The sequence below is a fragment of the Photorhabdus thracensis genome, from assembly GCF_001010285.1.
GTDB classification, from domain to species: Bacteria; Pseudomonadota; Gammaproteobacteria; order Enterobacterales; family Enterobacteriaceae; genus Photorhabdus; species Photorhabdus temperata.
In genome coordinates, this window is record NZ_CP011104.1 from 4,125,484 (window position 1) to 4,145,296 (window position 19,813).

Annotated in this window: 14 protein-coding genes and 2 pseudogenes; 7 read left to right on the forward strand and 9 right to left on the reverse strand. The window is 40.9% G+C overall.

The genetic code is table 11. The annotated features are described in order from the left end of the window. Window positions 1–38 precede the first annotated feature (38 nt). Together VY86_RS17945 and VY86_RS17950 are read left to right on the forward strand one after the other, a co-directional pair. Complete coding sequence (locus VY86_RS17945) at window positions 39–2,096, forward strand: S9 family peptidase (RefSeq protein ID WP_046976957.1); 2,058 nt, start codon at window positions 39–41, stop codon at window positions 2,094–2,096. A gap of 129 nt (window positions 2,097–2,225) precedes the next feature. Next, complete coding sequence (locus tag VY86_RS17950; protein WP_046976958.1) at window positions 2,226–4,502, forward strand: TonB-dependent receptor domain-containing protein; 2,277 nt, start codon at window positions 2,226–2,228, stop codon at window positions 4,500–4,502. A 30-nt stretch (window positions 4,503–4,532) separates the two neighbouring features. Here VY86_RS17950 and xseA read toward each other — a convergent pair whose 3' ends face one another. After that, complete coding sequence (gene xseA / locus VY86_RS17955) at window positions 4,533–5,906, reverse strand: exodeoxyribonuclease VII large subunit (RefSeq protein ID WP_046975964.1); 1,374 nt, start codon at window positions 5,904–5,906, stop codon at window positions 4,533–4,535. Between the two features lie 172 nt (window positions 5,907–6,078). On the opposite strand from xseA, the gene guaB reads away from it, so the two are divergent. The 4 genes and pseudogenes from guaB to VY86_RS17975 all read left to right on the forward strand — a co-directional run. Continuing rightward, a complete protein-coding gene (gene guaB, locus VY86_RS17960) occupies window positions 6,079–7,545 on the forward strand; it encodes an IMP dehydrogenase (RefSeq protein ID WP_046976959.1) in 1,467 nt (488 codons plus the stop codon). Between the two features lie 79 nt (window positions 7,546–7,624). Continuing rightward, a complete protein-coding gene (gene guaA / locus VY86_RS17965; RefSeq protein WP_046975965.1) occupies window positions 7,625–9,202 on the forward strand; it encodes a glutamine-hydrolyzing GMP synthase in 1,578 nt (525 codons plus the stop codon). 640 nt (window positions 9,203–9,842) lie between these two features. Beyond that, a pseudogene (locus tag VY86_RS17970) lies at window positions 9,843–11,169 on the forward strand (TRM11 family methyltransferase). A gap of 84 nt (window positions 11,170–11,253) precedes the next feature. Then, window positions 11,254–11,478: pseudogene (locus VY86_RS17975) on the forward strand (ATP-binding protein); the annotation flags it as partial. A 90-nt stretch (window positions 11,479–11,568) separates the two neighbouring features. Here VY86_RS17975 and VY86_RS17980 read toward each other — a convergent pair. The 3 genes from VY86_RS17980 to VY86_RS17990 all read right to left on the reverse strand — a co-directional run bounded on the left by VY86_RS17980 (window position 11,569) and on the right by VY86_RS17990 (window position 14,083). After that, entirely contained in the window at window positions 11,569–12,771 is a 1,203-nt protein-coding gene (locus VY86_RS17980) for an IS256 family transposase (RefSeq protein ID WP_046974170.1), read from the reverse strand. 765 nt (window positions 12,772–13,536) lie between these two features. Continuing rightward, complete coding sequence (locus tag VY86_RS22690) at window positions 13,537–13,872, reverse strand: DUF2335 domain-containing protein (RefSeq protein WP_052760872.1); 336 nt, start codon at window positions 13,870–13,872, stop codon at window positions 13,537–13,539. Then, on the reverse strand, window positions 13,841–14,083 hold the full coding sequence (locus VY86_RS17990) for a hypothetical protein (RefSeq protein ID WP_238591495.1): 243 nt from the start codon (window positions 14,081–14,083) through the stop codon (window positions 13,841–13,843). Before VY86_RS17990 ends, VY86_RS22690 begins: the two co-directional genes overlap by 32 nt. A gap of 280 nt (window positions 14,084–14,363) precedes the next feature. Between VY86_RS17990 and rlmA the strand changes: the two genes are divergently transcribed. Continuing rightward, entirely contained in the window at window positions 14,364–15,182 is an 819-nt protein-coding gene (gene rlmA / locus VY86_RS17995; protein ID WP_046975966.1) for a 23S rRNA (guanine(745)-N(1))-methyltransferase, read from the forward strand. Between the two features lie 57 nt (window positions 15,183–15,239). Here rlmA and mntP read toward each other — a convergent pair whose 3' ends face one another. The 5 genes from mntP to manX form a co-directional block, all read right to left on the reverse strand. Further along, window positions 15,240–15,821, reverse strand: a complete 582-nt coding sequence (gene mntP / locus VY86_RS18000) for a manganese efflux pump MntP (protein ID WP_046975967.1) — start codon at window positions 15,819–15,821, stop codon at window positions 15,240–15,242. A gap of 354 nt (window positions 15,822–16,175) precedes the next feature. Further along, a complete protein-coding gene (locus VY86_RS18005) occupies window positions 16,176–16,634 on the reverse strand; it encodes a DUF986 family protein (RefSeq protein WP_046975968.1) in 459 nt (152 codons plus the stop codon). 64 nt (window positions 16,635–16,698) lie between these two features. After that, entirely contained in the window at window positions 16,699–17,565 is an 867-nt protein-coding gene (locus tag VY86_RS18010) for a PTS mannose transporter subunit IID (protein WP_046975969.1), read from the reverse strand. A gap of 13 nt (window positions 17,566–17,578) precedes the next feature. Then, window positions 17,579–18,379, reverse strand: a complete 801-nt coding sequence (locus VY86_RS18015; RefSeq protein WP_046975970.1) for a PTS mannose/fructose/sorbose transporter subunit IIC — start codon at window positions 18,377–18,379, stop codon at window positions 17,579–17,581. A gap of 58 nt (window positions 18,380–18,437) precedes the next feature. Beyond that, the gene (gene manX, locus VY86_RS18020; RefSeq protein ID WP_046975971.1) at window positions 18,438–19,421 is read right to left on the reverse strand and encodes a PTS mannose transporter subunit IIAB; all 984 of its coding nucleotides are present in this window, start codon (window positions 19,419–19,421) and stop codon (window positions 18,438–18,440) included. Window positions 19,422–19,813: the final 392 nt, after the last annotated feature.

A 19,813-nucleotide genomic window follows, 5' to 3' on the forward strand; every position in this document is an offset into this window, starting at 1 on the left:
GCGGCTGGTTGAATTCCGCCGCCGCAGAGGGAGAAATTATGCCACCAAAAGCAATGAAACAACCACATCAGATGACGATTCACGGTGATACCCGTACAGATGACTATTACTGGATGCGGGATGATAATCGCAAGGATCAAAAAATCATTGATTATCTGACAGCCGAAAATAAATACACCGAACAGATGCTGAAACCCGGAGAGCAACTGAGGGATGTATTATATGAAGAAATGGTCGGCAGGATGAAACAGGATGATCAGTCTGTACCCTATACTTATAATGGGTATATTTATCGTACAGTTTATGAAGCTGGAAAAGATTTCCCGATTTATCAGCGTAAACCTGTTGATGATTCATCAGACTGGCAGGTTCTGGTTGATGGTAATGAAAGAGCTAAAGGTCAGGAATATTATCAACTGAGTAATTTTGCTATCTCTCTGGATAATAAACGTATTGCAATTGCTGAAGATACTCAGGGGCGCCGTAATTATCAGATCTCTTTTAAAGACATCGCTGATAACCAGTGGAGTAATGACGTAATAAAAAATACTTCCGGCAACATTGTTTGGGCAAATGACAGCAATACACTGTTTTATGTGCGCAGGCATTTACAGACTTTATTGCCATACCAAATATTTCGTCACCAATATGGTACAGATACCACTGAAGACCAGAAAATATATCAGGAAGAAGATGAGCGTTTTTATTTAGGCATAGCTAAAAGCTCCTCCCGTGATTATATTATGTTGTCGATAGTCAGTAATTCGACTTCTGAATATTTGCTGATTGATGCGAATAAGCCACAGGCTGAACTTCAGGTACTTTCTCCTCGTCAGGAAGGACGGGAATATTATATTGATCATTTCCGAGGCCATTTTTACATTCGCTCAAATCATGAAAGCGAAACTTATGGGCTTTATCAAACTGATGCCATAAATATGCCGTGGAAAACAGTGATTGCTCCGCAACAGGAGACGGATCTTGAAGATTTTGCACTGTTTAATAACTGGTTGGTCGTTCAGGAGCGAACGAAAGGATTGCCGACAATTCGTCAGATTAATTGGCAAACTGATCAGGAAAAACAGATTAAGTTTGATGATCCAAGTTATATGGCATGGATTGATTACAACCCTGAACCTGATACTGATGTTGTGCGTTATGGTTATTCATCCATGACAACACCAAGCTCGACATTCCAGTGGAATATGAAAACCGGTGAGCGGGAATTACTTAAACAGCAGGAAGTCAAAGGCTTTGATAAACATCATTATGAGAGTCAGCGTATTTGGGTGAAAGCCCGTGATGGCGTGGAAGTTCCTGTTTCTTTGGTTTATCGTAAATCACTGTTCAAAAAAGGCCAGAACCCGATCCTGATATATGGTTATGGGGCTTATGGTATCAGTATGGATCCTTCATTTAGTTCACCACGATTGAGTTTATTAGATCGGGGCTTTGTTTACGCGTTGGTACATGTGCGTGGCGGCGGTGAATTGGGTAAAAAATGGTACCTGCAAGGTAAAGTCGAAAATAAAATGAATAGTTTTACTGACTTTATTGATGTGACCAAGGCACTGATTGCTCAGAAATATGGCGACAGTAAACGGGTTTATGCTATGGGAGGCAGTGCCGGTGGTTTGCTGATGGGTACGGTGATTAATCAGGCTCCGGAATTATATCGTGGTGTGGTTGCTCAGGTGCCATTTGTTGATGCGGTTACAACTATGCTCGACCCTTCTATTCCATTGACCGTAGGAGAATATGAAGAGTGGGGTAACCCGGAAAATAAAGAAGATTATCTTCGAATTAAATCATATAGCCCGTATGACAATATAAAGCATCAGCGCTATCCAAACTTATTAGTTACGAGTGGATTTCATGATTCACAGGTTCAATATTGGGAACCGACTAAATGGGTAGCAAAATTACGGGATATGAAAAAAGGTGACTCTATTTTATTATTGGAAACCAATATGAGTGCCGGGCATGGTGGTAAATCAGGCCGTTTTAACCGACTGAAAGACACTGCACTGGATTACAGTTTTATTTTGATGCTGGATGATGCTCAGAAGTATTTCCCACAATTAAAAGATAACTGAAAGAAATTATAAATATAAGTTTTTATTAAAAGCACTGATAATTATTTATCAGTGCTAAATATTTCTATTGTTTTTTTGAAAATGGGTATGTAAGCAAATATTTATTTGTATGCATTTTGGATGATTGAAATGAAAATAATGACAAAAATAGCAGGGATCGGGGTTGTTTTTATTGGTCTTCAAGGGCTTGCTTATGGTGAGGAAAAGCAAGAAGGGAAATCAGATAAGGTGCTGAAATTCAGTAGTCTTAAGGTTTCAGGTTCACAGGATAATGCTGAAGTGCGGGCAATGGAAAAACCCGGTTCTTATAGTTCTAAAGGTGAAGATACTAAACTTCAGTCAGTGGATAGTATATTACGCAGTATGCCAGGAACTTATACTCAAATAGATCCGGGTCAGGGAACAGTGACGATTAATATACGTGGATTAAGTGGTTTTGGGCGAGTGAATATGATGGTTGATGGTGTTAGCCAGAGTTTTTATGGTACATCTCCGACTAGTCCAGCTCACGGTACTACTTATAATCAATTCGGTGCAATAATTGATCCTAATTTTATCGTGGGAATCGATGTCAATCGTGGTCAATCTGATGGTTCAGATAGCGTTAATGCATTAGTGGGTAGCGCTAATTTCCGCACAATTGGCGTAGATGATGTGATATTCGCGGGGAATTCGTTGGGAGTACGCACAAAAGCAAATTATGGCAATAATGGTATTGGTCATAATGGCATGATAGCGGTTGCAGGTAAAACCTCGGCTTTCAGTTCTGAAGGTTCAATAGGTGCTATGCTGGCTGTCAGCGGACATTCAATTGATGCGCATTATAAGAATGGCGACGGCGTATTTAGCGATGAGTTTGCTACAAATGAATCATTTAAGCAAAAACCTAATTCGCAATTAATTAAAATAAATATTAAACCGAGCGACTTTCATGATATGGAGCTCAGTGGGCGGAATTATCATAATAAATTCACCCGCCGTCATATTGATAGTCGGGATATTTACCTAAAATACAATTACACACCATTCAGCGAATGGGTTGATATAAAATTACTGGCTAGCACCAGCGAGGGGACTCAACGCTACGAGGGTGATTCACTTTATAGGCTGCTGAATAGCAATGCTAAAAATAGATCAGATGCAATAGATATCAGTAATATCAGCCGTTTCGGCTATGGTGATACAGATTTTGAACTGACATTCGGCAGTAAGTTGATGAAAACCGAATATAGCAAGGCAACGGATAGTATTTATTTTGGTAAAGGTCAAGATGAACAAGAAAGGAAAAAATATGAAAAAACGGATAGTGAAGCAAAAGAAAATAATGTTTTTGCACCAAGTGGTAAACAAGATATTGCCAGTATTTATGGCGGGCTGAAAATTAGTCGTGGAATTTATCGGGCAGACATTTCGTTTAATTATATGGACTACAGTGTCAAAGGCCATAAACCGGCTTGTGATCTGCGGATCCCTTGTTTCCCTCAGTGGGAAACTGAATTGGATTTGAAACAACATGGATTTAATCCAGGTGTTTTATTATCAGCAGAAATTATTCCTGAATTCCAGCCATTCGTCAGTTATGCCCGTTCAATGAGAGCGCCAAATATTCAGGAAACTTTCTATAGTAATGAAGGTGGTGGATCCATGAACCCATTTTTGAAAGGAGAGACATCAGACACTTATCAAATTGGCTTTAACAGTTTCCGCCCAGACTTGATTGTAAAAGGAGATACCTTCCGCCTGAAGGCTGCCTGGTATCAATCTAGAATAGAAGATTATATTCTCAGTGATATCTGGCTTATCTGTGGCAATAGGAAAACATGTAGAGCTGATAGTTCAGTAGATTACGATACAGTCGATCCTAACATCAAAATGTATATCTATCACAATAGTCTGACGCCGGTGAAAATAAGCGGGTATGAAGTTTCTGCTGATTATGATGCAGGTATATTTTATAGCAAATTGGCTTATAGCTGGCAAAAAACGCGCCAGCCAACTTCTGCCGCTACAGCGCATTTTGGTGCCGATCCCGTGTCACAATTGCCTGATAGTTTTATGACTCTGGATACCGGTGTCCGTTTATTTGATGAGAAAGTCCGTGTTGGTGCGATTGTTAAATATACGGGTGATTCTCATAGGATGGACCCAGATCAATATAATTTTGATGACGACGGGCGGGTTATATTGCAAAGAGAACCTAAAATCCCAACGATAGTCGATCTTTATAGTGATTATCAGATAAATAAAAACGTGCTGTTGAAATTTTCAGTCCAGAACTTGGCAAATAAAAATTATTCTGAAGCACTTAATCGCGCAAATTCGTCTCCATTAATGATTGAACAAACTTCGTCTATGCAAACAGCCAGAGGCCGGACTTATATTGCAGGCGCAGAAATCCGTTTCTGATATAGGAAAAATAAGTGGCAAGGAATGCCACTATTTCTGACTTGCTGGTCGTTTTTTACGTTCTTTCTTGACCTTAATCACTTCACTCTCAATCCAGCCATCTTGTAACCGGGTTTTCAGAGTATCACCAATATGTACTTGTTTGGTTTGTTTCAGTAATTTTCCATCAGGGGTTTCGCTGATGCTGTAACCACGGGCCAGTGTTGCCAGTGGGCTGACGGCTTCCATTCGTGAGCAGGAAACAGCAAATTTTTCTCTGGAACGGCTGATTTGTCGTTCGATCGCTTGTTTTAGCCGAAAATCTTGTTGCTGAATCTGTTGGCTATACTGGCGGATCTGCTGACTGGGTTCTGAATACCAGAGCCGTTGTTGCAATTTCTCATAAGCCAGATCGCTTTGTCGCAGATGTCGTTGCAAGCTGTCAGTGAGTCGCTGGCGTAAACTGACTAGTAAGTTTTGCTGACGAGCCAGCCGTAAATGAGGGTGTTGTTGTTGTAAACGGTGAGATAACAGGCTGAAAACCTGTTGTTTCTGCGCAAAGAAGTAATCCATTGCCATTTCCAATCGCTGTTGTTGCGACTGGATTTGACGTAACAATTCGAGCTGATTACGGCTGACCAATTCAGCGGCTGCTGATGGTGTCGGGGCTCGCAAATCTGCCACGAAATCGGCAATGGTAACATCCGTTTCATGGCCTACTGCACTGACTATCGGAATATCACTGTGAAAAATCGCTCTGGCAACACGTTCATCATTGAAACTCCATAAATCTTCCAACGAGCCACCACCGCGTCCGATGATCAATACATCACATTCCTGCCTTTCATTCGCTAATTCGATCGTCCGAATAATCTGTAACGGTGCTTCGGTCCCTTGAACGGCTGTTGGATAAATGACGATTGGCAATGATGGATCACGGCGCTGCAAAATATTCAGAATATCATGCAGGGCGGCACCACTGGCTGATGTAATCACCCCAAGCTGTTGAGCAGGAGAGGGAAGGGGTTTCTTATGGCTCTGATCAAATAATCCTTCGTCACTGAGTTTCTGTTTCAATAATTCAAACTGTTGCTGTAACAGGCCATCACCGGCGGGTTGCATACTTTCAACAATAAGCTGGTAGTCCCCCCTGGGTTCATAAAGGGTAATTGCCGCGCGAACTAAAACCTGCTGACCATTTTGTGGCCTGAATGTTACCCGTTGATTACTACTGCGAAACATTGCGGCCCGCACCTGAGCGCGTTCATCTTTCAGGGTGAAATACCAGTGTCCGGAGGAGGGTTGAGAAAAATTCGATATTTCAGCACTTAGCCAAATTCTGCCCATTTCCATTTCGAGCAGTTGACGGACAGTCTGATTGAGGCGACTGACAGAAAAAATTCCAGCATTAGAAGGTAGCGACATGTGAGCCAGATCAAATTCCAAAATGAGAGCTTAATCCATTGATACTAACGTTCATTATGGAGTAAGCAAGAAATTTTTTAATAAAATGCTGGAGGCAACCGATTACGTTCTGTATAATGCCGCGGCAATATTTTATCCCTTAAATTGCCCACAGCCTGGTGAGATATTGCTTATGTTACGAATTAAAAAAGAAGCTTTAACCTTTGACGATGTTTTGTTGATTCCTGCCCACTCTTCTGTTCTGCCTAATACTGCTGATTTGTCTACTCGACTGACTTCCACTATTCGTCTAAATGTTCCGATGCTGTCTGCGGCTATGGATACCGTGACTGAATCCGGCTTGGCTATCGCGCTGGCTCAGGAAGGCGGAATTGGTTTTATTCATAAAAATATGTCTATTGACCGCCAGGCAGAAGAAGTTAGCCGGGTGAAAAAACATGAGAGCGGTGTTGTGACAAATCCCGTCACGGTGGCTCCGAAAACAACACTGCGTGAAGTTCAGGCACTGACAGAGCGTAATGGTTTTGCTGGCTATCCTGTTGTCACCGAAGGAAATGAGTTGGTTGGTATTATTACGGGTCGTGATGTACGTTTCGTTACTGATCTGGATCAACCTGTTACTGCGGTAATGACACCTAAAGAGCGTCTGGTAACAGTAAAAGAAGGCGAAGCCCGTGATGTTGTGTTACAAAAAATGCACGAAAAACGAGTTGAAAAAGCGCTGGTGGTTGATGAAGACTTTCATCTGCTTGGCATGATCACGGTTAAAGATTTTCAGAAAGCAGAACGTAAACCTAATGCCTGTAAGGATGAGCATGGTCGTTTACGTGTTGGTGCCGCGGTTGGTGCGGGTGCCGGTAATGAAGAGCGTGTTGATGCGTTGGTTGCTGCTGGTATTGATGTTCTGCTGATTGATTCATCACACGGTCATTCTGAAGGTGTATTGCAGCGTATTCGTGAAACCCGCGCTAAATACCCGAATCTGCAAATTATTGGCGGTAACGTGGCGACTGGAGAAGGTGCGAAAGCGCTGGTAGCGGCTGGAGTTAATGCGGTTAAAGTCGGTATTGGTCCAGGTTCTATCTGTACTACCCGTATTGTGACAGGTGTCGGTGTGCCGCAAATTACCGCTATCTCTGATGCGGTTGAAGCGCTGGAAGGCACAGGGATCCCGGTCATTGCTGATGGTGGTATTCGTTTCTCCGGTGATATTGCAAAAGCAATTGCCGCAGGGGCTTCCTGTGTCATGGTCGGTTCCATGTTGGCAGGAACGGAAGAATCCCCAGGAGAAATTGAGCTGTTCCAGGGGCGTTCATTTAAATCTTATCGTGGAATGGGTTCTCTGGGTGCGATGTCTAAAGGTTCTTCCGATCGCTATTTCCAAACTGATAATGCCGCAGACAAACTGGTCCCGGAAGGCATTGAAGGCCGTGTTGCCTATAAAGGGTTGCTGAAAAACATTGTTCATCAGCAAATGGGGGGGCTGCGTTCCTGTATGGGGCTGACCGGCTGTGCAACTATTGATGAATTGAGGACCAAAGCAGAATTTGTTCGCATTAGCGGTGCGGGTATTCAGGAAAGCCACGTTCATGATGTTACCATCACCAAAGAGTCGCCAAACTACCGGTTAGGTCTGTAATTCATATTTATTGTGGCTCCTGTAGGAGCCATCTATCTCCTTTATTTCTTATTTACTTGTTTTTTGGAATTCGCCGCACATGACAACAAATATCCATCAGCACCGTATTCTTATCCTTGATTTTGGTTCGCAATATACTCAGTTGATTGCTCGCCGTATTCGTGAAATCGGAGTTTACTGTGAACTTTGGGCATGGGATGTAACGGAAGAACAAATCCGCGAATTCAACCCAAGCGGTATTATTCTTTCCGGTGGCCCGGAGAGTACTACAGAGCAGGGAAGTCCACGTGCACCTGAATATGTTTTTAATGCCGATATCCCTGTACTGGGTGTCTGCTATGGCATGCAAACTATGTCGATGCAACGCGGTGGCAAGGTAGAAAGTTCTACTGAACGTGAATTTGGTTATGCTCAGGTTGAAATTAAAGCGGAAAGTGCATTGCTTCGTGGTATCCAGGATTTGTTGAACGGGCAAGGTAAACCGTTACTGGATGTCTGGATGAGTCATGGCGATAAAGTCACCGCAATCCCTGCGGATTTTATCACTATTGCCAGCACTGATACCTGCCCGTTTGCCATTATCGCGAATGAAGAAAAACGTTTTTATGGTGTACAGTTCCATCCGGAAGTCACTCATACCCATCAAGGGCAACGCATACTGGAACGTTTTGTATTGGATATTTGCCAATGTGAAGCTCTGTGGACTCCTGCTTCTATTATTGAAGATGCGGTTGTACGTCTGCGTGAACAGATTGGTGACGATCACGTTATTTTGGGGTTGTCCGGTGGTGTTGATTCCTCTGTCACCGCGTTATTACTGCATCGCGCAATTGGCAAACGTCTGACCTGTGTATTTGTCGATAACGGTTTACTGCGTTTGAATGAAGCCGATCAAGTGATGGAAATGTTTGCTGGTAAATTTGGGCTGAATATCGTCCATGTTCCCGCAGAAGATCGCTTCCTTACTGCATTGGCTGGCATCAATGATCCGGAAGAAAAACGCAAAACCATTGGCCGTGTGTTTATTGAAGTGTTTGATCAAGAGGCAAGTAAACAGACTCAGGTTAAATGGTTGGCACAAGGCACTATTTACCCGGATGTTATTGAATCAGCGGCCTCTGCGACAGGTAAAGCACACGTCATCAAATCTCACCATAACGTAGGTGGTTTGCCGGAAGAGATGAAACTGGGTCTGGTGGAACCGCTGAAAGAGTTGTTCAAAGATGAAGTTCGCAAGATTGGCCTAGAGCTGGGATTACCTTATGACATGCTGAACCGCCATCCATTCCCAGGTCCTGGTCTGGGTGTTCGTGTCTTGGGTGAAGTGAAGAAAGAGTACTGTGATCTGCTACGTCGTGCGGATGCTATCTTTATTGAAGAACTGCACAAAGCTGATTTGTACAATAAGGTAAGTCAGGCATTTACTGTATTCCTGCCTGTTCGTTCTGTGGGTGTTATGGGGGATGGACGTAAATATGACTGGGTTGTCTCTTTACGTGCAGTAGAAACAGTCGATTTCATGACCGCACATTGGGCACATTTACCTTATGATTTCCTTGGTCGGGTTTCTAACCGGATCATCAATGAAGTCAATGGAATTTCAAGAGTTGTGTATGATGTCAGCGGTAAACCGCCTGCGACGATTGAGTGGGAATAGTACTACAGTATCCAAGGACGTCTCAGGACGTCCTTTTAATTCAATCGAAACAATAAATTGATCACATTCCTCTGTCTGAAAGAATCCAACGAAGATCACTTTCATACAGCTATTTCTACCGTGATTGGTTATGAAAAAAAATTATAGGGAAATGCTATATTGACGGAAACTAAGCTCAAGCCTCTGAAACCTAGGGACAAAACCTATAAGCTGCTCAAAATACCGAAATCTGGCTATGGCCGATAATCGAAAACTGTCTCCAAAGGGCATGGGTCGGAAACCTGTTTTTGGCTGGAAAAGGCCCGAGTGTATTTATGCCAGAATGCTTTCAAAACACCACAAGGAAAATCATGTAAAAACAAAACATTGGATGCGTGTTTTGAAAGGCTTAATTCTTAAGATCCTGTATATGAACAGCCCCTAGGTCATATCGCAAAAATATCACTTGATAAACTTTATACTCAAAATAGAAAGGAGTCTATGATGGCGTATCGCATTAAAAAGAAAGGTTGAGTGCCGAGAATGTTGCTGAGGGGGAGGCATGGTAGATGTAAGCATTAGCTACTAAAAGACCTGGTATGATGCTCTATTATTTGATAAAGGTTATATATGGAAGACCGAGAAATGAACATATGAACATATGAACTTAACAGAAAGAGATAGTGCATTGTTGAATAAAGTTACTTCTTATTCAAGGGGTAATGAAGCTTATTGGTCGTTTAAAGGTAGGGCAAAAAGGCAATACTGTCATGCTCTGATTCAGTATCCAGCAATGATGGTTCCAGCAATGCAGGGGGAGCTCATTGACGCTGTATTAGAAACAGATTTAAATGTAAAAAGCATAATCGACCCGTTTGTTGGTTCAGGAACTACACTTGGCGAAGCTATGTGTAGAGGTCTTGACTTTGTTGGAATAGATATTAATCCTCTTTCAATTTTGGCTTGCGAAGTTAAGAGCGGGCCATTATATATTGATGCATTTAACTTAAAATACAGTATTCTAACAAAAAAAGCACAGAATGATAAAAGCATAGATGTAGCTGTTCAGATAAAGAATATTGATAAGTGGTTTACTAAAGAGGTTCAACAGGACTTAAGTAAGTTATATAGAGCCATACAAGCTGAAAAATCGAAATGGGCGAGGAAAATTTTTTGGTTGTGTATGAGTAACACTGTCCGGACGGTTTGTAACTCAAGAGGATCAACTTTTAAACTACATATTAAGTCAAGTGAGCAGATTGGGAGTACACCAAATACACTAGAGGTATTTGCAAAGAACATTGAGAAAAGCATAGTTGCTTTAAAAGAGCAAAAAGCAGTACTTGAAGAAATGGGAAATCTAAGGAGAGCAATTTCTAAGAGTAAAGTGAGTATCATGCATGCGGATACATCAAAAACAATGAAGAAAAACTCCCAGTGTGATTTGCTCGTAAGCTCTCCTCCCTACGGAGATAACAATACTACAGTTACGTATGGGCAGTTCTCGTATTTATCCTTAAAGTGGATTGATGAGAGGGATATAGATAGCTTAGAGATTAAAGGCTTGTTGGAAAACCAAAATAAAATTGATTCAAGTAGTCTTGGTGGTTCTCTAAGGCAAGCTTCTGAAAAACTAGAGTCTCTAAGGTGTAAGTCTCCATCATTAATTAGGGCTGTAAATGAAATTCAAGAAATTAATCCTGATAATATTAAAAAACTAATTACTTTTATTTTTGATTTAGATCTTGCTTTGGATAACTCATTATTAAATCTCCGGGATAATGCATATATGATATGGACCTTAGGTAACAGGAGAATATCCAATATAGAAATACCATTAGATAGTATCATGAAGAAGCTTTTGGAGTACAAAGGTTGTAGTTTTATACATCAGATAGAAAGAGAGATTCCATCTAAAAGAATGGCAATAAAAAATAATATTGCAAGTACAATTGGATAAGGAATTAATCCTTATGATGAGGAAGTAGTGCTTGATTTTTCGGCTTATTTTCTATGTGATCTTTTTTGATTTTATTTATAACGATTGTGTTTGAAAAAGGAAAGTTTACTATATGTCGTCTGTATCGCTTAAGTTTGGTGGAAAGTTAATTGAGGAACTTTCTCAAAAAATTCCTTCGTCGTTGTTTGCTTTAAATGAGTTAATAAAAAACGCATATGATGCATTTTCTCCTGATGTCACAATTAAAGTTTCTCCATCACAGCAGACGATCATTATTTCTGACAGAGGAAATGGTATGGGGGAAAGTGAAATTAAGTCACTATTTCACATATCAAAACGCAATTCGACCACGTTATTAGAATGAAAACTGATCACATCACGTATGCCAGGAGGGCGTTCAGAATTCTGTGTCACGTTAATTGAGCGGTTATAACGTTATCACATTATCCAAACGCCCTTCAAAGTAAATATAGAGTTGCGACAGCGTTAGATTCCAGCTCTGTATTGGCATTGTCCATTTTTCCTGTGCATTGAGAAGCCCCAGATAAAGCAGTTTCATCAGACTGTTTTCATTCGGGAACGCCCCTTTAGTTTTTGTCAGTTTCCTGAACTGACGGTGGACTGACTCGATGGCATTGGTTGTGTAAATGACCTTGCGGATGCCCGCCGGATAGCGGAAATAACCCGACAGGTTACCCCACTTACGACGCCAGCTCTGGATGACTACCGGATACTGTTGACTCCATTTCGCATCCAGTTCGTCCAGCGCGCTTTCTGCTGCGTCTTTTGAGACCGCACGATACACGGGTTTCAGATCAGCCATGAAGGCTTTGTGGTGCTTTGAAGCCACGTATTTGATGGAGTTACGGATCTGGTGAATGACGCACAGCTGCACCTCCGTTTGCGGGTATATGCTGTTGATCGCTTCCGGGAAACCCGTCAGGCCATCAACGCAGGCGATGAGAATATCTTTCAGTCCACGGTTTTGCAGGTCTGTCAGCACGGATAGCCAGAAGTTTGCGCCTTCGTTTTCAGACAGATACAACCCAAGGATTTCCTTTTTTCCCTCAAGATTGAGCGCCAGTACGGTATAGACAGCCTTACTCACGTAACGACCCTCCTCACGGATTTTGTAATGGATGGCGTCCAGCCAGATAAAGGGATAAATGGCTTCCAGCGGGCGCTGCTGCCACTGTTTTAACTCGGGAATGACCTTGTCTGTCACAGCGCTGATGGTGGCACTAGAGACGCTGAAGGCGTACAGGTCTTCAATTTCCCGGCTGATATCGGTGTAGCTCATCCCGAGGGCAAACAGGCGGATAATCTTCCGCTCTATCTCGTCTGATAACGTGGTCTGGTGCTTCTTAACCAGTTGGGGCTCAAAAGTCCCATTACGATCCCGTGGTGTAGCCAGTTCAAAGTTACCGGTCGGGGCTTTGATGGTCTTTTTGGTGGAACCATTCTTCCGGTTGGCCTCAAGGTCATTAGCCAGATAGGAGTCAAGTTCGGCAACCAGAGCGGCTTCAGTAAGTTGCTTAATCAATGGGGTCAGGATGCCATTCTTACCGGTCAGTGCCTGACCCTCCTGAAGCGCTTTCAGGGCTTTGTCGAAATCGAAAGATTGAGTCATTTATCATTCCTTTTTGAGATATATTACTGGAATGACACAGAATTTCTAACACTCCCTATGCCAGTAATATGACCAATTAGACATTGATCTTCATCGCTATATTCAATTTTTGCGGTGTATCCTTTGTATGTCATGATATTCATAGTATTATTCCTTATCCTCAAGAAATGTTTTGGTATCATATACCTGATAGGATTTAGCTTTCTTTTCACGATTCGGGCGATGAAATAAAGCAATAACTCAAATTACAGCTGATGGTATTGTTATCCGTCAGGTTATTATCATATTATAGCTTCAAGTGATGTTCAGATGTTTAATCATTAATTCATTTTCTATTTGTTACTCTTTTACTAATGGAACAGTGAAGTTAATAATAAAAATTTTTATTGCAAGAGTATTATATTGATATTTATGCATTAAAACTCCAATAGACATTAAGCTAATTGAAAAAGGCTCTTTATTATGGTGATGTGTTTTAATAATTAAACAATATATAATCACCAGCAATATATTTGTGGCTGTTTTATTTTTACCTATAAATATTAGGCAGAGTAAAGATCTATGACGATATAAAAATGGGTCTTTTTACTCTGGCCTATATTGATTTATCTTATATACGATTGTGGATTTCTGTTCAAAACATAAATAATTAAAACCGTTGTTACAGTAAATAATGTTTCATAATTCTGCTACACATAGCCTTCTTCAACCCGTTGTTATACATAGAATTATGAGTGACATAAGATGTAGCGCCATTTTGGAATCTTATTTACCGCTTCCAATAATACCTGCTAACCAATTATGTTCATTTAAGCCTAATATTAAAGCGACAAACAGAGAGGCCAAAGTCAGTAATAATCCATAACTTTGCCCCCTTATACCTTTTCTTATCGTTTGTTCTAAGGCAACTTTTTCCATTTCATGCCTATGCTTTTGTTGTTGTTCAATCAGGCTCAAAAATCTGTCAGCCGCTCCTTTTGTATATTGTTCATAAATAGTTAATATTTTTGAATCAGGGAGTAGATCATATATTGAATTGTTATCGTCTGAATTTAATGGTTTAACTATTTTAGGGTGTTTTTTGTTTATTATTCTTTTCATATATCGTTTCTTTCCCTGTAGATAATATAACTTCATCATTAAACTGCTTCAATACAACAGCAAAATCTGCCCGAACTTTATCCAGATCATCTGCTAAAGTATCAATATCACTCTTTTTTGGAATAAGATCAAAATAGTTTGTATTTGGCATAATGTCAAATTTTGGTGAAATTGATCTTAATTTATTAAAATATTGTATGAAAATGTTCATTCTATTACCTGTATTATTAGCTGGTTATGTTAGTTAAATCACTTATTAATAACTGGTATTTTCTTGATTTTTGATTAGAAAATAATACCTGATAAATATATTTATTCCACAAAAACATTGCGAGCTGGCTCAAAAATAATTCTGAAAATAGTGGAATTTAATTTCATTCAAAATAATGATTAATCGCTTATATAGAACTATTAAGTAGTATGATTTACGATGAAAAGTATCAGAATATGCTATAGTATCCGCTGATTTTTACTTATTTTTTGGGAGTCATATGTCTTATCAATGCCCTTTATGCCATCAACCTTTATTGCTAACCCGGCAGCAATGGCGCTGTGAAAATAATCATCAGTTTGATTGTGCTAAAGAAGGGTATGTCAATCTGATGCCCGTTCAGTATAAAAGGTCCAAAGAGCCAGGAGACAGCCCGGAGATGATGCAATCAAGAAGGGCATTTTTGGATTCAGGACATTATCAATCATTACAACAACGGGTTTCAGAACTGCTGGAGAAGTATCTGCCAGAAAATGCAGATAGTTTGCTGGATATAGGATGTGGTGAAGGTTATTACACCGCAGCGGTTGAAGAGCGGTTAAGCAAGAGGCGTAATCTTAACATCTATGGGTTAGATGTTGCTAAGATCGCTGTACGTTATGGCGCTAAACGCTATCCTTCAGTCAGTTTCTGTGTCGCGTCAAGCCATCGTTTGCCATTTGCCGATAAATCTCTTGCTGGGGTGTTGCGAATTTATGCACCTTGCAAAGCAGAAGAGTTGGCAAGGGTGACTAAGTCACAAGGAATTGTTCTGACAGTGACTCCTGGTCCTCGACATCTTTATCAGCTCAAGGAGTTGATTTATCAAAATATTCATCTTCATCCATTGAAGACAGAACAATTGGCAGGGTTTGAATTGATAACAGATGAGTCATTATCTTATTCAATGAAATTAGATGGAGTACAAGCGTGTCATTTATTACAGATGACGCCATTTGCTTGGCGGGCAACTGAAACGGTGAGAAAAGAATTGGCAAATAAGGCGCTGTTTGAATGCGAAACTGATTTTATATTGCGGGTTTATCAATGCCTTAGATAATCAGGATTTCAGCCCAAAATACAGTTCTTGAGAGGTTAATATTTTGGGCTGAAGATGTTATTTTGCGTACATAAACAATTCGAGATGCTCAAATAAGATATTGAAACCAATCGCAATCAGAATAAACCCACCAATAAACTCAGCGCGTTTTCCCAGCAGTGGACCAATATAGCGGCCAATTAACATCCCCAATGTTGCCATAATCATTGTCATCATACCGATAGCCATAGCAGTATGCACGATATTGACCTGAAGAAAAGCGAGCCCGATACCGATTGCCATTGCATCCAGGCTGGTAGCAATGGCTGTTGCTATTAGTACCATTAAGTTGTGGCGACAGGGTGATTCGCACTTTTCTTCCTGATTCGCTTTAAAACTCTCTGTAATCATTCTACAGCCCAGAATAAATAACAGAGTAAAAGCAATCCAGTGATCCCACTCCATAATGTATTGGCTGGCATAAAGCCCGATAGACCAACCAATCAGTGGGGTACAGGCTTCTACCAGGCCAAATATCAAACCAGTACGGATTGCTTCACGAAAATGTGGTTTATGTAGTGCGGCCCCTTTACAAATTGCAACAGCAAAGGCATCCATTGAGAGTGCTAAAGCTAAGATAAGGGTTGCGTACATGTTCATTAAAATAACCTCGGTTGGGCGTTTCCATATACATATAATCCACCCCCAACCAATGATGGTATTATATGCTATGGTCTTGCCAACCGAAATAAGGCTGCCCGCACCACGTTTTATTTTTAAACGAGCGTGTTGATACGAGCTTTTCAGAAAAATTAACTAAATCGTTTTCCTGAAACAGGCTACTCCCCATGACTTTTTAAAAGATAGCACAATAATTCAAAAAGGGAAAATAATATTGTTTTTAGGATTGAGGTATAATGTCGATAATAATTATCATTATCTATTATGTGGTAAAAATAAAAGTCAGCATCAGGCTGACTGTTTATTATTGATTGATTTATTATTTATTCTTATCTATTTGTTTTCGATAAGAAATTTATAAATCTTTTCCAAATCATCAAGTTGGCTTACTGAGAGATATAACTTCTTATTTTCTAAGCCAATAACCAAGATGCCATCTTCAGATAAATTTATGGTTTTTATCCGGTCATAGGAAATAAATGTGTTTGCATAGAAGAAACCGTTATTTTTAAATAACAATTTAGGTGAGCGTATATAGGCAATATAAATAGTTACCAGGATAGTAAATAACAATAAATATGTGGTTAAACGGCTTCCATAAGCAGTGATGTTATTATAAACAACAATAAATATCAGGATAATAAAGATGAGAGCATCAATTTTATGCTTTCTTTTTAGCTTTATTTGTAAGTAATTTTTCCCTTTTAGCAGATTAACTACAAATTCATCATAGACAGCGAAAGCCAGCATTAGTACGATTAAACCGACTAATACCATATCGTTAAGGCTCATTCTTTAATCCCTGAGTTGCTGTAAAAAAGAGAATGCGGGGAGGAATCCCTCCCCAAATGATTAACTATAGACCGAGGAAACCAAATCTAGCACCAATAATCCCCAGAATAAAGAAGCCAATAATAATCCACAGGGCATTGACTTTATGCCGTAATAGCCACATACAGGCAAATGTCAGTAAAAGTGGGACCAGGCCCGGCATCAACTGATCGAGGATATTCTGAACTGTGGTTATTGTATTTTCACCTGTTTGCTGGTTAGGAATTTCTGATACAACCAGCGGGATATTGACTTTCGTCCATTTGTTAACTAATGCCCCCATGACAAACAGGCCAAGAATTGACGCCCCTTCCGTCATTTTTTGCAGGAAACCGCCACCCATATCCTGAACGATATCAATCCCTTTCTTATAACCATAAGAGATACCTGAATAGAGAACCAACAGGCGTACTAGGTTAAATAAGAAGAAGAACAGCACTGGCCCAAGCCAGCTGCCACTCATGGCGAGACCTGCACCCAGAGCAGCAAATACCGGCCGGACTGTGCCCCAGAATATCGGGTCGCCAACACCCGCCAGTGGCCCCATCAAACCGACTTTGATGCCGTTGATGGCACCATCATCAATCGGAGCACCGTTAGCGCGCTGTTCCTCCATTGCCATCGTAACACCGAGTACAGGCGCGACGACGTAAGGGTGAGTGTTAAAGAATTCCAGATGGCGTTTAATTGCTTGTTTACGCTCATCGGTATTTTCCGGATACAGGCGACGAAGAGCCGGAACCATAGAGAAACAGAAACCCAGAGCCTGCATACGTTCAAAGTTCCATGAACCTTGGAACACATTAGAACGGAGAAATACACCGCGGATATCACTTGGTGTCAGTTTTTTCTGGCCTGCTGTCTGAGCAGTAGTTTTTGTTGTATCTAACATGTTGCTCATCCTCTTAATCTAATTCGTTATCAAGGTGGTTATTGGCTTGTCCAGGGGCAGCAACCACCTGAGGCTTGTTATATTTGGGGCTTAATTGGATGTACAGTACGGCCATAACAATACCAATAACACCTAATGCAACTAGGTTGAAGTCAGTGAATGCCGCAGTGACAAAGCCTAGGTAGAAGAATGGCATCAGGTAGCCGGCACGCATCATATTGATGACCATTGCGTAACCTACAACCACGATCATGCCTCCCGCGATGTTTAGGCCATCTGTTACGACTTTAGGGATAGACGCGAGTAACTGTTGGACTTCATTGGTGCCAACAGATAGTGCGACAATCAGAGCAGGGATGGCGATACGCATAGCTTGGAGCAGTAATGCGGATAAATGGATAAAGCTGATTGCACGAAGGTTACCACGTTCTGCTGCGTTGTCAGCGGCATGTTGGAAGGCAACAGTGATAGTACGTACAATGATGGTCAGCACTTGTCCTGCGGCTGCCAGAGGAATAGCCAGGGCGATACCTTCACCGATATCACGGCCACCGGCAATGACCAGGATAGTTGAGATGATTGATGCTAAAGCCGCATCCGGGGCAATTGCAGCACCGATATTCATCCAGCCAAGCGCGATCATTTCCAGTGTACCGCCGATAATGATACCGGTTGTCATATCACCAAGGATGATCCCAATTAAAGTACAGGCCACGAGTGGGCGATGGAATTGAAATTCATCAAGAATGGAATCCATTCCGACTATACAAGCTACGATGAATATCAATGCAATTTGAACAACGGTAATTTCCATTGTTTGTCTCCTATAACCAAATTAAATTCGGTAAGAAATTTTTGTCATTGAGTAATAGTTAAATTGCTCTGGTTTGTTTTTCGTTTTTAACCTTCTGGAGCAGATCCATCATTTGCAGACGGCTGTCACTGGCAACTTTACGGGCTTCGAGCTCAATGCCACGTTCATCCAGTTTTTTGAAGGCCGCAATATCTGTTTCATCAACGGATATTGCGTTGTTAATTTGAGTTTTTCCTTGACGGAATGCCATTCCACCGATGTTTATAGATGTGATATCCACACCATCTTCGACCAGACGTAAAACATCTGTTGGATTTGTAAATAGCAACATAACACGCTCATTAGCGTATTTGGGGTTGTTATAAACGCGAACACATTTGGCAACGTCAACAACGTGTGCACTGAGCCCCGGCGGAGCAACCTGTTTTAGCAAGGTGGCGCGGACAGTATCAGCAGCAACTTCATCACTGACAACAATGATGCGTTTCACATTGGTCTCTTTTGTCCAACGAGTCGCAACCTGACCATGAATAAGACGGTCATCAATCCGGGCCAGGGCTATTTTCATATGACCACCCGCTGATGGGGTAAATGAAGGTACAGCAGCAGGTGTTACCGGTTTAGCGGGTTCGGCTTTTTGCGGCTCTTCCGTTTTCAGGGCCCGAATGCCTTCTTTTCCTGTTTCCAGAGCAACAGAGACCAGTTCTGTCAGAGATGGGCCGTCATCCCGGCACATAAAGGTTTCAACCAACATCGGAACGTTAACCCCGGTGATGATCTCATAATTCTCTTTATCTACAGCGATACGGTTAGCTGCATTGAATGGACTTCCTCCCCATGTATCAACAAGGAACAGTACACCTTGTTTTGTGTTAAGTGCTTCAAGTTTACTGTTGTATTTTTCAAATAAAGTATCGGCATTTTCACCAGGAACGAAGTCAATATAAGAAACATTTTCCTGTTCCCCAATTAACATCTCTGCGGTACGAAGCAGTTGTTCAGCCGCAGCTCCATGTGTGCCAATCATAATGGCTATACTCACTTGTTTTCCCCTCTGTTAACAATATAAACGTAGGATTATTACAAAATTACTCCAATAATTTTGATGAATCATTCCTCCAATAAAAAGCATGTTTGTACGAATAATAACCTTTTATCAATGTGTTACCTGAATATTTGACTTGATTTAGACTTTATCTCTTATTGACTGAAAAAATAGGCTGCTAGATTACCATCAGAAATACCAGAGGAAAATTGCTGTCAGTCAGAAAAAATGAAATAGATGAAAATGTTAACCACAAAACAATTTAATAAGATGAATATTGTGAAATTAATTTATAATTATCTTAAATTTGCCTATTCATGGTTATTTATTCTGTTTCCGGTAACATCTTATTAATTAAAAATTAAAAATATATTCATCTTTTTCGATCG

What these genes read in the sequence shown, in the direction of transcription:
- VY86_RS17980 (WP_046974170.1), bottom strand. Translation starts at nt 12,771, where the DNA reads ATGACTCAATCTTTCGATTTCGACAAAGCCCTGAAAGCGCTTCAGGAG.
- VY86_RS22690 (WP_052760872.1), bottom strand. Translation starts at nt 13,872, where the DNA reads ATGAAAAGAATAATAAACAAAAAACACCCTAAAATAGTTAAACCATTA.
- VY86_RS17990 (WP_238591495.1), bottom strand. Translation starts at nt 14,083, where the DNA reads ATGAACATTTTCATACAATATTTTAATAAATTAAGATCAATTTCACCA.
- VY86_RS17945 (WP_046976957.1), top strand. Translation starts at nt 39, where the DNA reads ATGCCACCAAAAGCAATGAAACAACCACATCAGATGACGATTCACGGT.
- VY86_RS18010 (WP_046975969.1), bottom strand. Translation starts at nt 17,565, where the DNA reads ATGTTAGATACAACAAAAACTACTGCTCAGACAGCAGGCCAGAAAAAA.
- guaA (WP_046975965.1), top strand. Translation starts at nt 7,625, where the DNA reads ATGACAACAAATATCCATCAGCACCGTATTCTTATCCTTGATTTTGGT.
- xseA (WP_046975964.1), bottom strand. Translation starts at nt 5,906, where the DNA reads ATGTCGCTACCTTCTAATGCTGGAATTTTTTCTGTCAGTCGCCTCAAT.
- guaB (WP_046976959.1), top strand. Translation starts at nt 6,079, where the DNA reads ATGTTACGAATTAAAAAAGAAGCTTTAACCTTTGACGATGTTTTGTTG.
- VY86_RS18005 (WP_046975968.1), bottom strand. Translation starts at nt 16,634, where the DNA reads ATGAGCCTTAACGATATGGTATTAGTCGGTTTAATCGTACTAATGCTG.
- rlmA (WP_046975966.1), top strand. Translation starts at nt 14,364, where the DNA reads ATGTCTTATCAATGCCCTTTATGCCATCAACCTTTATTGCTAACCCGG.
- VY86_RS17950 (WP_046976958.1), top strand. Translation starts at nt 2,226, where the DNA reads ATGAAAATAATGACAAAAATAGCAGGGATCGGGGTTGTTTTTATTGGT.
- mntP (WP_046975967.1), bottom strand. Translation starts at nt 15,821, where the DNA reads ATGAACATGTACGCAACCCTTATCTTAGCTTTAGCACTCTCAATGGAT.
- VY86_RS18015 (WP_046975970.1), bottom strand. Translation starts at nt 18,379, where the DNA reads ATGGAAATTACCGTTGTTCAAATTGCATTGATATTCATCGTAGCTTGT.